This window comes from Pseudomonadota bacterium, assembly GCA_026388275.1.
Lineage (GTDB): Bacteria > Desulfobacterota > Syntrophorhabdia > Syntrophorhabdales > Syntrophorhabdaceae > JAPLKB01.
Map to the genome: position 1 here is coordinate 41,550 of JAPLKB010000004.1, position 13,613 is coordinate 55,162.

The 13,613-nt window shown below is 43.8% G+C and carries 8 protein-coding genes and 1 riboswitch; of the genes, 6 read left to right on the top strand and 2 right to left on the bottom strand.

All coding sequences use genetic code 11. The features are described from left to right. Position 1 precedes the first annotated feature (1 nt). The gene (locus NT010_00745; GenBank protein ID MCX5804582.1) at positions 2-1,039 is read right to left on the bottom strand and encodes a pentapeptide repeat-containing protein; all 1,038 of its coding nucleotides are present in this window, start codon (positions 1,037-1,039) and stop codon (positions 2-4) included. A 306-nt stretch (positions 1,040-1,345) separates the two neighbouring features. On the opposite strand from NT010_00745, the gene NT010_00750 reads away from it, so the two are divergent. From NT010_00750 to bioA, 5 genes are all read left to right on the top strand, one after another. Then, positions 1,346-2,656, top strand: a complete 1,311-nt coding sequence (locus NT010_00750; protein ID MCX5804583.1) for an AMP-binding protein — start codon at positions 1,346-1,348, stop codon at positions 2,654-2,656. After that, positions 2,656-2,808 carry a hypothetical protein gene (locus NT010_00755; protein ID MCX5804584.1) on the top strand — a complete coding sequence of 51 codons (153 nt, stop codon included), beginning with the start codon at positions 2,656-2,658 and terminating at the stop codon, positions 2,806-2,808. Before NT010_00750 ends, NT010_00755 begins: the two co-directional genes overlap by 1 nt. Positions 2,809-3,039: 231 nt before the next feature. Continuing rightward, on the top strand, positions 3,040-4,758 hold the full coding sequence (locus tag NT010_00760) for a glutaconyl-CoA decarboxylase subunit alpha (protein ID MCX5804585.1): 1,719 nt from the start codon (positions 3,040-3,042) through the stop codon (positions 4,756-4,758). Between the two features lie 365 nt (positions 4,759-5,123). Then, positions 5,124-6,293, top strand: a complete 1,170-nt coding sequence (locus NT010_00765) for an 8-amino-7-oxononanoate synthase (protein MCX5804586.1) — start codon at positions 5,124-5,126, stop codon at positions 6,291-6,293. Positions 6,294-6,360: 67 nt separating this feature from the next. Then, a complete protein-coding gene (bioA, locus tag NT010_00770; protein ID MCX5804587.1) occupies positions 6,361-7,713 on the top strand; it encodes an adenosylmethionine--8-amino-7-oxononanoate transaminase in 1,353 nt (450 codons plus the stop codon). 47 nt (positions 7,714-7,760) lie between these two features. Here bioA and NT010_00775 read toward each other — a convergent pair whose 3' ends face one another. Further along, a complete protein-coding gene (locus NT010_00775; GenBank protein ID MCX5804588.1) occupies positions 7,761-8,816 on the bottom strand; it encodes a DUF933 domain-containing protein in 1,056 nt (351 codons plus the stop codon). A 237-nt stretch (positions 8,817-9,053) separates the two neighbouring features. Continuing rightward, a riboswitch (cyclic di-GMP riboswitch) is annotated at positions 9,054-9,129 on the top strand. 95 nt (positions 9,130-9,224) lie between these two features. Here NT010_00775 and NT010_00780 point away from each other — a divergent pair. Continuing rightward, positions 9,225-13,613: hypothetical protein (locus tag NT010_00780; protein MCX5804589.1), on the top strand; the 4,389-nt coding region annotated here is incomplete at its 3' end.

Consider the following 13,613-nt stretch of genomic DNA (forward strand, 5'->3'; position numbering starts at 1 on the left):
TTCAACTCCCTCTCCTTGCAAGTTTACTTGCAAAGATACTTATGAGTCCGCCAAGCATAATATATCCTATCAAAACTTCTGCGATTGTTACAATTGCCGCAGTCGATGTATTCGGAAAGATATCACCCCCGAGCGTAGTAAAGGTTACTACGCTGTAATAAATCATGGTTATAAAATTAAACTCGAGTTTTGGATTATAAAAGTGGTTAGAGCCCATAAAAAAGAATATGAAGGCAAATAACATTATCAATAGGGATGACCAGACGGCCCATCTGGTAATAGATCTTCCGCAATTTGAGAGTATCCACCAGACAAAACATAAGAAACTTCCAAAACCGGTTTCCGTGAGTTCCTCTAAATAATCCTGATCCTGAATAAAAGCTCTGAATCTCTGGCTTCCATAACAGGCAACATAGGCACCTCTGCACCGCATGGTAGTATCCAGCATTATATCGAATCTTCTTTTCCAAAGGGCTGTTGGATTTAATCTCGTTTCCTTTAACAGCCTTAATAGGATTTTTTTATCATATGCAGCAGAGGTGACATTTGCTCCTTCCAGATTTGCAGCCTTCAAGTTGGCACCCTTCAAGTTGGCGTCCACCAAATATGCATTTTTAAAGTTTGCATAGGCAAGCATGGCATTTTCGAGGTGTGTGTGAGACAAATCAGCATTCTGCAGGTATGCATCCTCTAATGATGCATTATGCAGGTTTGCGCCGCGGAGGTCCGCTCCCTTCATATTGGCAAAGAGAAGTACTGTCTGTTCCAGATGTGCAAAGGCAAAATGTGCCTTTTTAAGCTGTGCATGGGAAAGGTTGGCACCTTTCAGATTTGCATGCGTAAAATCTGCATTTTCAAGTTGTGCAAAGGAGAGGTTGGCACCCTCAAGTCTGGCATGGGAAAAGTTTATATCTTTTAAGCTCGCTTTCTCTAAATCTATACCCCTAAGATCAATCTGTTTGTCATGGTTCTGTTCTCTCCATTTATTCCATGCTTCAGCACCCTGAAGCAATATTGCTATTTGTTGTTTGTTTGTCATTATCATTTCTCCAAAAAATGGTTAATTTTATTTACGCTTAATAAATTTACAAAGCAAGTATAAAATTTGAGATTACATAATTTATAAATTTATTTGCAAAACAATTTCAACAGTTTACTTACGGCACGGTCTATAAAGATATCGATGTTTTTAACTATATTAATATTTATAAATATATCGTTATTATATTGAGAAAGCATGGAAAATAAAGGTAAAATTTACTTGACAATAACTTTGTTTATTTTTAAATTATTTTAATATAATAGAAACACTGTTTCACAATATGAAACTAAAGGGGTGGTAATTATGAATGAATTCTGGAACAAGTATACCGAAACGTTACCCAGAGAAAAGTTGGATGCTGTTGAATTCTCATATTTCAAAACCTTGTTTTCCTATGGCAAAGCCAACTCAAATCTCTACAAAGAAAAATTGAAGGGAATAGATGTCGAAGATATCAAAACATTTGAAGATATCAAAAAGGTACCCTTCACTTACAAAGAAGAACTGAGAAAATGGCAGGAAGATGTCGAACCCTTTCCGTATGGAGGACTTCTTGGTATTAATATCGAAGAAGTTTCCAGCTTCAGGCAGACAAGCGGAACAACCGGAAGGCCTGTCTATGTTCCTGAGAGCTACGAAAGTTGGCAGTGGAGGATTGAGTCATGGTGCCATATACTCTGGATGGCAGGATTCAGACCCTGGCACAGGGTTTTTCTACCCTTCGGATACAACGTATATGTAGCATTCTGGGAAGCACATTACGCTGCAGAAAAGATAGGATGTGAAGTTGTGCCTGGTGGAGCCCTTGATACAAAAGGAAGGGTTAACAAAATCGTAGAGCTCAAAGCAAATGCACTGGCAGGTACTCCAACATATCTTCTCAATATTGCCCAGGAAGCCATATCAATGGGCATTGACCCGAAGTCGCTCGGGATTGAGAGGGCTATAGGCGCAGGCGAACCTCTTCCTGAAGCAACACGCTTACGGATTGAGGCAACATATGGCTGCAAGATGTTTGATCATATCGGCAGCACTGAAACATGCGGTTTTGCAAGTATGTGTAAAGAACAGAAAGGGCTTCATATAATAGAACCTTTTTTCCTTCTTGAAATGCTTGATCGCGAAACCCTCTCAAAAGAGGTGGAAGTGGGTGAGCAGGGCGTAATAGTTATTACCCCTCTTGGCAGAAGGTCTTTCCCTGTAATTCGTTTTAATACAAATGATGTGGCAATCAAAGGTCCCGACTCCTGTGGATGCGGGAGAACATCTAAAAAGCTGATGGAGATTGTCGGCAGGGTAGATGATATCAGCAAGATTCGTGGTGTACTTTTCTCACCGAAAACAGTTGAACAGTTTATCAGAGCGGATTTTCCGGAAATTATTGAATACGAACTTGTTGTTACTCGTGAAGACATCATGGACAATATTCTTCTGAGGATTGAAGTTGATCAATCCCTCAGCAAGGAAGCAGCCGAAGATGTGGCCAAGAGAGCAGGTGAAGCACATAAAATCAAAACAAATCTATCATGCAAAGTGAAAGTTGAGCCTCCAGGAGCTTTGCCACGGTATGACCTCAAGGCAAAACGATACAAAGATATGAGAGGAGGACACTAATGGACGAGATCAGAAACGAAATAAAGAAGATTGAAGAGAGCGCTGAAAAGTTGAGAGTTCTGGCAGGCGACAACAATGCCATTGCTAAAAACGCAAGCATAATCCTGAAGTTTATATACATCCTGAAATTTATAACGCCTGCAACAGATTAGTAAAATCATATATGATTTTGATTGCCCCGCAAAAAACTGCGGGGCAATCAAAATCTTCTATCAATCATAAGGAAATGAAAAATATCACATGGCAAACTCATTATACGTATCAATTGATTATTGTTATTATAATTTCCGTGTTTTTTGTATTTTATCTTGACAAATACATGGTATTAAAAATATAATTGTGAAAATAATTACAAATATTCAAAAACCCACTGGAGGCAATACATGAGACCATATTTTGAAAAAATGCAGGACTGGGGCAAGCCAGTTAAGGTCAATGCAGCAAATGCGGAACAGATCAAAAAAGTAGAACAGGAAATAGCGGCACTTGTTGAAGAGAAGATGAAAGCTGGTCTTCCAAAGGAAACATTGAATAAAAGAGGTGAATGGACAGTTCATCAGAGACTTGAGTATATTCTTGATCCCGGTACATGGGCACCTCTCCATATGTTGTATGATCCCATGGATGAAGAATCCGGAACAACAGGCGTAGTTGATGGTCTTGGAAGAATTAACGGAAGATGGTGTGTCATTATAGGTTTTGACAACAAAGTCATGGCTGGTGCATGGATTGCCGGTCAGGCTGACAACATACTCAGAGTAACGGATATTGCAAAAAGGCTTCATTGCCCTCTCGTATGGCTTGTCAACTGCAGCGGCGTTAAACTCACTGAGCAGGAAAAAGTCTATGCCAACAGGCGCGGTAACGGTACAACATTTTTCAGACATGCAGAACTCAATAAACTCGGTATCCCTGTCCTTGCTGTCATTTATGGAACCAACCCGGCAGGCGGCGGTTATCAGGGTATTTCTCCTACTTTGCTTCTTGCCCATAAAGACTGCAACATCGCAGTAGGCGGTGCAGGCATCGTCAGCGGTATGGCCCCTAAAGGATATTTTGATGAGGCAATGGCCGAGCAGTTAATTGAAGCAACAAGAAAATTTAAATCAATACCGCCCGGTAGGGTTGAGATTCACTATGATCATACAGGATTTTTCAGAGAAGTACATCCAACCGAAGAAAGTCTTCTTGACTCTCTCAAATCATGGGTAGTGAAACTTCCCGCCTACGACGCAAGTTTCTTCAGGGTAGCAGCACCGGCAGAACCAAAATTCCCGGCAGAAGATTTATATAGCATATTAGCGTTTAATCAGAAGATGGTCTATGACGCAGAACAGTTCATGGCAAGGCTGGTTGATGGAAGCGAACATATGGAATTTAGACCTGATTTTGGTTTTGAGCTTTACACAGGCCTTGTGAAAATAGATGGATTCCTTATCGGTATTGTAGCAAACAGACAGGGTATGTTGCCGAAGGGCTATCCTAAGTATGCACCATATCCCGGCATAGGCGGCAAGTTTTACCGCGAAGGACTTATCAAAATTAATGAGTTTGTTACTCTCTGTGGCAGAGACAGAATCCCCATGGTATGGCTCCAGGATACATCGGGAATTGACGTTGGAGATATCGCTGAAAAAGCAGAGCTCCTCGGTCTTGGTCAGGCTCTTATTTATTCTATCGAACAGAGCGGTCTTCCTATGATGACAGTTATATTAAGAAAAGGCACAGCAGCAGCTCACTATATCATGGCAGGTCCTCAGGCCAACAATAACAACGCTTTTACGCTCGGCGTTGCAACAACAGAGATCTATGTTATGCACGGTGAAACTGCAGCGGCTGCAAGCTTTGCAAGAAGGCTTGTGAAAGAAAAAGATGCAGGCAAACCTCTTGCACCGGTAATTGAATCAATGAATAAAACCGTACAGGAGTATGTTGATAAGTCAAGGCCGTCCTACTGTGCAAAAACAGGTATGGTTGACGAAGTAGTAGCACTGCCTGCATTGAGAACCTATCTTGTTGCATTTGCAAATTGCTGCTATCAGAATCCGGAATCTATTACACCACAGCACCAGATGATTTTACCAAGAATTATCAAAGGTTAAATCTTAACAATTTAAATAAAAAACAGGGTGGATTTTTTATCCACCCTGTTTTTTTATGAGCCAGTCAACCATTGTTGTCATACATGTTGACAGGCGCAGGCTGTTAGTGCTATAAACTTTTTCGATTATATATTATTTTTTTGGCGGAAACAGACATTGCCGCATTTGAATCAGGTTATAAAACTATTAAATGAGCCTTTTGCAAATGTATTTAAAGTCGTTTTTCTGTGCAGGCAAGAATCCGGGACGTGTTTAAAATCACAAGGTGTTGCTTTGCGAGTGGAGATTTCTTCTTCTGCCGGAATAATATAAAAGGACAATAAATACAAAATTTTGCAGGAAGCTCGAAATGCAGGTACTATACAATGCGTAAAAGAATCTATGAAATACTGGAATATTTTAAAGAAACAGGCAATTACAGGTCATTAAAATATGTAAAGCCCATCTCTGCCGTAAAGATACTTTACAATTCAAAGGAGTATCTCAACTTATGCTCAAATAGTTATCTTTCTTTACATGTTCACCCTGATGTCGTTGATGCTGCCAGAGATGCTATTGATAAATACGGCGCCGGTATATGTTCCTCCCGGAGTGTATCAGGCAGTATCGATCTGTGTAAGACGCTTGAACATGAAATTGCGGAATATAAAGGTTATGAAAGCGGACTTATTTTTTCAAACGGGTATATGGCTAACATCGGGATAGTCTCTACAATCACACAGGAGGGGGATGTAATCTTCACAGATGAACTGAACCATTCAAGCCTTATAGACAGTACCCGGCTCTCCCGTGCAAAAAAAGTAATATACAAGCATAGCGATGCAAATGATCTTGAAAAAAAACTAAAAAAGGACAGGGCCCGTGGTAAAAAATTTATTCTTACAGAATCTGTTTTCAGCATGGACGGCGATATTGCCCCCCTGAAGGATTTGTATCAGCTTAAGGAAAAGTATGGGGCACACATGATGCTGGACGATGCACATGGAACAGGTATTTTTGGCGAAAAGGGTACCGGCGTCGAAGAATCATTCGGTTTATCCGGAAAAATGGATACACATATGGCAACCTTCGGCAAAGCGCTTGGTTCATTCGGTGCTTTTGCATTAGCAGATCCAATAGTAATAGAATTTCTTATAAATAGAGCCCGGACATTTATGTATACGACGGCATTGCCTATGTCATCCCTGGCTGCATCACTTGCAGCTTTAAGGCTTATTGAAAATAACACATCTTTTAAGGATGAATTATGGCAAAACATCGAATATGTAAGAACAAATCTCCTCAAGGCCGGTTTTGATTTAAAAAACAGTACAGGCCCTATTGTACCAATAGTTGTCGGAGAGGATAAAAAAACAGTGAAAATGCAGGACATTCTTTTGAAAAAGGGGCTCTTTCTGCAGGCCATACGTCCGCCTACCATACCGGAGGGGGCATCCAGGCTCAGGTTAACTATTGTGAGAGGCTTTACGAAGGAAGATATGGATTATGCCATAGAGACACTTATTGATGCCGGGAAAAAGATGGGGCTTATATAAAAGTAGCGATGCGTTTAGTTAAACCAGGATTTTACTCTTGACCCCTGCAATTTTTAATGGAGGAATCGTGTACGACAAAGAAAAACTGACTGAGTGGGACAAAACATACATCTGGCATCCTTTTACTCAGATGAAAGACTATATGGATATGCATCCGCTGGTAATAGAGAAGGGTGAAGGGTGCTACCTTGTTGACATTGATGGTAAAAGATACATTGATGGAATATCCTCTCTATGGGTAATTATCCATGGCCATGGGAAAAAGGAGTTGGTAGAAGCAATTAAAAAACAGGCAGAGGCCCTATGCCATTCAACCTTGCTCGGTATTGCCAATGTTCCATCCGTTGTTCTTGCTAAAATGCTTATTGATATTTCTCCAAAAAGCCTGTCTAAAGTTTTTTACTCAGATAATGGTTCAACATCTGTTGAGATTGCCCTTAAGATGGCTTACCAGTACTGGCAGCAAAAGGGAGAAAAAAAGAGAAAACGTTTCATATCCTTTACAAACGGATATCACGGCGATACGATCGGCGCTGTAAGTGTAGGCGGCATTGATCTTTTTCACAAAGTCTACGGACCGTTGCTTTTCAAAACTTACAAGTCTCCCGCACCCTATTGTTACAGATGTCCTTTAAAGCTTGAAAAAGAATCGTGCGGCATGGCTTGTATTCAACAGTTTGAAGAAGTTGTCAGAAAACACAGAGATGAAGTTTGCGCTGTAATCATCGAGCCTGTTGTCCAGGGAGCTGCCGGTATTATCGTCCAACCCGAAGGTTTTCTCTCTGCAATATATAAAATAGCCAAAGACAACGGGCTGTTGTTCATTGCTGATGAAGTAGCTACCGGTTTTGGTAGAACCGGCACAATGTTTGCCTGTGAAAAAGAAGGAGTTGAACCTGATTTTCTGTGTCTTGCTAAAGGCGTTACCGGCGGTTACCTCCCGCTTGCTGCAACTCTGGCAACTGATGAGATTTTCAAAGGCTTTCTCGGTCAATTCGAGGATTTCAAAACATTCTTCCATGGACATACATACACAGGGAATCCTGTCGCATGCAGCGTAGCAATAGAAAATCTTAACCTTTACAAAAAAGAGAGCACACTGGAAAACCTGCAAACAAAGATAGCTCTGCTAACCAGGGAATTACAGAAGTTTAACGGGCTCTCTCACGTCGGGGAGATACGTCAGGCAGGTTTTATGGTAGGCATAGAACTTGTAAAAAGCAAAAAGACAAAACATCCTTATCAGCCGAAAGAAAAAATTGGCCAACAGGTAATCATGGAAGCAAGAAAAAGAGGCGTCATCATTCGCCCCCTCGGCGATGTAATCGTTCTTATGCCGCCTCTTGCCATAGAGGAAAGTACACTTCAGGAACTTGTAAATGTAACCTACGAGAGCATAAAGGCTGTAACGGGCACATAATTCCAATATATTCTTATGGAAAGCCACCGGCGTTAGCCGATGGCGAATCAGTTCCCTGCCCTGATATTGAGTATATCCCCGTCCTGCACAATGTAGGTTTTGCCTTCAAGCCGCCAGACACCGGCTTTTTTGCATCCTGCAAAACCGTTGTAGCGCATGAAGTCGTCATAGGAAACCGTCTCTGCACGTATAAATTTCTGTGAAAGATCAGTGTGAATCGCCCCGGCAGCCTCCTGGGCATTCATCCCGTTTTTAATCGGCCAGGCACGGCATTCATCATCTCCAACAGTCAAGAATGAGATAAGGCCGAGCGTTTCAAAGGCAAGCCGTATAATGCGTCCGGCCACTGATTCTTTAATACCGTATTCTTCCATAAAAACAGCTTTTTCCTCAGGCTCCATAAGCGCAAATTCGGCTTCGAGTTTAGCGCAGGCAGTTATTATCGGGATATGGGATGGAATAATTTTTCTGATGTCGTCAATCGCGGATTCGGAGGCAGCCAGCTTCTCTTCATCACAGTTTAAAACAGCCATCATGGGTTTTTGAGAGAGAAACTGAAAACCCCTTAGTTCTTTTCCGTGTTCTTTAAGGGATTCGAGGGTGGCAAGGGGTTTGTCGGTGTTCAAATGGTCGAGACATTCGACAAGCAGGGCCTCTTCCTGGGCAAGAGCATTGCTTTCCTTTTTGCCCTGCTGCTTGCGCATCCTCTCCAGACGTGTTTCAATCTGCAGAATGTCTGCAAAGATGAACTCATTAAAGATCGTATAGAATTCACCTGAGATATCTACTGGATTCCCGTTGTCAAAGTTGCGCAGAACAAGTATGAATGCGTCGCTGTTGCGCATTTCCCGTAGGGTTTTAGCACTTATTGTTTCACTTCTTACGTTGCCTTCTTCAATTGCTACAGTATCGGATAATGCTATTCGTGCGTATATCGTCTTTTTAGGTTTAAAAATTTCCGTCAATTTATCAACGCGCTCGTCAGGGACGTCGATCACCGCGACAGCATCCGAGTTGGGCTTGCTTTCTGAGGCTATGCCGCTTAGTGCCTGAAAGAGCGTTGTTTTACCGCATCCTGTACTGCCTATGACTGAAATATTCATCTTCTCCTCTCATTGCCAACCGGAACGGGCATTGATGCCGGTGTGAGATTTGTTGCTTGGCTTTTTTTATTTACAACCGATATTATACCTGAATAAGGCATGCATGACAAGGATTTGTACTCCGGGGATTTCCTTCAGGGATTTTACCAAATTGTACTGCCGAATGATTTTGCTGAATATCCTACACAAAGATACGTACTTATCCTACATACAATATAAATATTTTGTAACAATCAATAACGATAAGGCTAATCCATTCGCAAGGATGGGACAGAAAGTCACGGGCCTTGCAAGTGCAAGCTGGACTGCCGTGAGTTATTGAACAACAGGAGAGATTATGCCAGGCAGTTTCCATGCATCCGTTAACCCCGAGGCATCAAAATCATACATCGTAAAAAGGACAATCGTATGAAAACAAAAAAGACCATTTTATCCATATTCTTACTGGCATGTACAGTGTGCTTCATAACTCTGGCTGTGCCGGATCAGGCACGGGCGTGGAGAGAATGGCCTGCGGGAACATATCCCACATATGTTACGGATTCGACCTGGAGCGAATCTATGTACAACTATGCGAATTTGGAAAACTATGCCACAATGAACTTCTCACCGGACTGGTTGAACTGGATCTTGGGTAGCCCTGCCGGGCTGTACAATAACGCCACCTATACCAACAACGGCACTGTAAACATCATCCACTATGATTGGGCGATCGGTGACGGCAATGCCTTCCTCCGGAACGGCAATACTTTCTATAACAACGGCACTGTGAACAACTACGGGAATGTTACCAGTTATTACTACTTCTACCAGGGCAACTTGTTACCATCGGTAAGTTCGGGTGTTTTTAACAACTACAATAACACGGTCTTTGAGGGCATTTTAAAGAACTACAATCAGTCCGTAGTAAACAATTACGCCGGCGCTGTCTGGGCATTTACAAGCACAGGAGGGATTCAAAACGAAGCCGTGGTGAATAACGCCGGTACTATGACCAACAACGGCACTTACCTATATAACCGCTACGGTACTTTTAACAATTCCGGTACGCTGATAAACAGCTCCGGTGCCAAGATACTTAACCAACTGGGTACCATCAACAACTCAGGCACCCTGACTAACTATGGTATACTGGACAATGCATGGGGCGGCGGCGGCACCATCAACAACACCGGTACGCTGAACAACTACGGCACAATCGACAACAGCGACAGCAGAAGTACGCTGATCCTTGCCGCAGGAAGCTCCTATGACTTTACCGGCGGTACGCTGAATAATTCTGGTACACTTATATTCAGACGCGACTTCACTTTAGGCGAAACAAAGGCAGGCGCTGTTAATCTCAATGGGGGCACCCTGCAGAACTATGCAGTGCTCACTAACCTTGCAGGACATACCCAGGGCAACGCCGGTACACTAAACAATAACTCCGGCGGTATACTGAACAACTACGGTATACTAAACAACTCAGGTACATTGAATCTGGCCGCAGGCAGTTTCTACAACTTTACCGGCGGTACGCTGAACAACTCAGGCGCGCTGATATTCGGCCGCGACTTTACCTTCGGCGCAGCTAATGCAGGTGTCATTAACCTCAATACGGGAAGTACGCTCCATAACTATGCAGTACTGACGAACTCAGCAGGCTATACTTTAAACAGTCCCTCCACGACCAATTACTCCGGAGCCACGCTGAACAATTACGGTACGATGAACAACTCAGGTACTCTAACGAATGCAGGCACACTGAACATTTACGGCAACTCCGGCTGGCTTGCCAACACAGGTACTCTCACCAACTCAGGTACGCTGAACAACTCCTGGGTACTGGAAAACAAATCCGGCGCTGCACTGACCAGTTCCGGTATACTTAACAATAATTCCACCGGCACCTTTAACAACTCCGGTACACTGACAAACTCCGGTACACTGACAAACTCCGGATATATCATCGGTACCGGCACGTACAGACAGACAGCCGGTACAACTACCAACACAGGGAGCATGAGCCAGGCATCAATAAACATCCAGAGCGGCACCTTTAATCAGCAGGCAGGCAGTCTCACAGCGCCAGGAATAACCAACAGCGGCATCTTCAACTATTCCGGAGGATCGTTAACCTTTAGCACATTCAACAATACCGGTACATTCGATCTCACCGCAAGCAGTTCCTATGATTTTACAGGCGGCACGCTGAGCAATTCAGGAACACTTTTATTCCATAATGATTTTACCTTCGGCGGAACAAAGTCAGGCATTGTGAACCTCAATGCAGGCGGTACGCTAAAAAATTATGCGGTGCTGACAAATACAGCAGGGTATACCCAGGACAATGCCGGCACACTGGTAAACTACAATACATTGTATAACAAAAACAGCGCCACGATGAATAACACCGGTACGCTGGAGCTTGCTGCAGGAAGCTTTTATGACTTTACCGGCGGTACGCTGAATAATTCCGGCACACTTATATTCAGACGTGACTTCACTTTCGGCGCAACAAAGGCAGGCATTGTGAATCTCACGGCAGGAAGCACGCTCAAGAACTATGCAGTGCTGACCAATCCGGCAGGGCATACGCAGGCCAATCCCGGGACTCTGATAAACTATGGCACGCTCAACAACGTCGGCTCTGTGTTTAATAATACAGGCACTCTGGAACTTGCTGCAGGAAGCTTTTATGACTTTACCGGAGGTACGCTGAACAATTCCGGAACACTTATATTCAGACGTGACTTCACTTTCGGCGCAACAAAGGCAGGCATTGTGAATCTCACAGCAGGCGGTAAATTGAACAACTATGCAATACTGACCGGTGCTGCAGGCTATACCCTCAGCAACCCCGGTACACTGAACAATATGTCCGGCGGTACGCTGATCCTTGCCCCAGGGAACTCTTATGATTTTACGGGCGGCACACTGAATAATTCAGGAACTTTGGAATTCAACCGTGATTTCGCCTTCGGCGAGACCAAAGCAGGCACTGTTAACCTCAATGCAGGAAGCACGCTCAAGAATTATGCGGTACTGACTAATCGGGATGGACATACACAGGACAACGCAGGCACTGTGGTAAACTACGGCACACTGAATAATAAAGACAGCGCTGTTCTTAATAACACTGGCACGATCGAACTTGCCGCAGGAAGCTCATACGACTTTACCGGCGGCACACTGAATAATTCCGGCATCCTGAAATTCAGAACTGACTTTGCCTTCGGCGAAACCAGGGCGGGTACCATAAACATGAATGGCGGCACACTGACAAATTATGCAGTGCTTACTAATCTGGCAGAAAATTCGCTTAACAACTTCGGTATTCTGAATAACAACTCCGGCAGCACGCTGAATAACTCAGGTACACTGACGAGCTACGCTGCACTGAACAATGCCGGTGTTCTGAACAACAACAATGTAATGGAACTTGCCGCAGGCAGCTTCTACAACTTTACCGGCGGTACGCTGAATAACAACGGTACGCTCATATTCCGGACTGACTTCACCTTCGGCGCATCCAATGCCGGCACCATGAACATGAGCACAGGGAGTACACTCCAGAACTATGCCGTGCTGACCAATACAGTAGGCTATACCCTGAACAACTCCGGTACGCTGAGTAATAACTCGGGGAGCACGCTGAGAAACTACGGTACGCTGAATAATAACGGCACGATCGAACTTGCCGCAGGAAGCTCCTATGATTTTACCGGCGGTACACTGAATAATTCCGGCACATTGATTTTCCGGACTGACTTAACCTTCGGCGAAGCAAGAACAGGCACCATAAACCTTAATGCAGGCGGCACGCTGCAGAGTTATTCAGCGCTGACGGTCAATGGCTATTACTATGACTGGAATTACGGGTGGATATGCTCTACACTGAACAATTCAGGTACGCTGACAAGCCGCGGCACTTTGAACAACCACGGCAATATTAACAACTACGGCACTCTGGAACTCGCAGCAGGAAGTTCCTATGATTTCACAGACGGCACACTGAATAACAACGGTACATTGATTTTACGGACTGATTTCACCTTCGGCGAAACCAGGGCTGGGACCATAAACCTGAACGCAGGCGGCAATCTTCAGAACTATGCTGTCCTGTCCAATGTTGGTTATATGCAGAATGGTTCCTGGTTGGATAGCTCCGGCAGCACACTGACAAACTACGGCACTCTGAATAACTCGGGCTATCTGGCCAACTACTGGGGCACGATTACAAACTCCGGCACGCTGAATAATTATGCTGGTGCCACTCTGGAAAATTATTACAGCACGCTGAACAATAACAGCGGAGCCATGCTTAATAACTACGGCTACCTTTACAACGACATGACCGTGCTAACTAACTCAGGTACTCTGAACAACTCCGGCTATCTGGGCAACTCCACAATAGTAAATAACTCCGGCACACTGAACAATAATGCCGGCGGCTGGCTGGACAACTATGGTACAATCACAAATTCCGGCACGGTAGTGAACCAGGGATCAATCACCGGTTCCGGCACCTACACCCAGACTGCAGGCACCACCGCCAATACGGGCAGCATAACCCAGGCAATAGTTGACATCCAGGGCGGTACCTTCAACCAGCAGGCAGGGTCTCTGAGCGCAGCTGCTGTTATTAACACAGGTACTTTTAATTATTCAGGCGGTGATGTATATGCCAATATCTATAATAATACAGGCGGTACAGCAAATATATCAGGAGTTAATGCTCTTACTATTAACGGAAGCGTTACAAATGCAGGTACATTTAATGTCAACACGGATTTGACTGTTACAGGAGGTTTC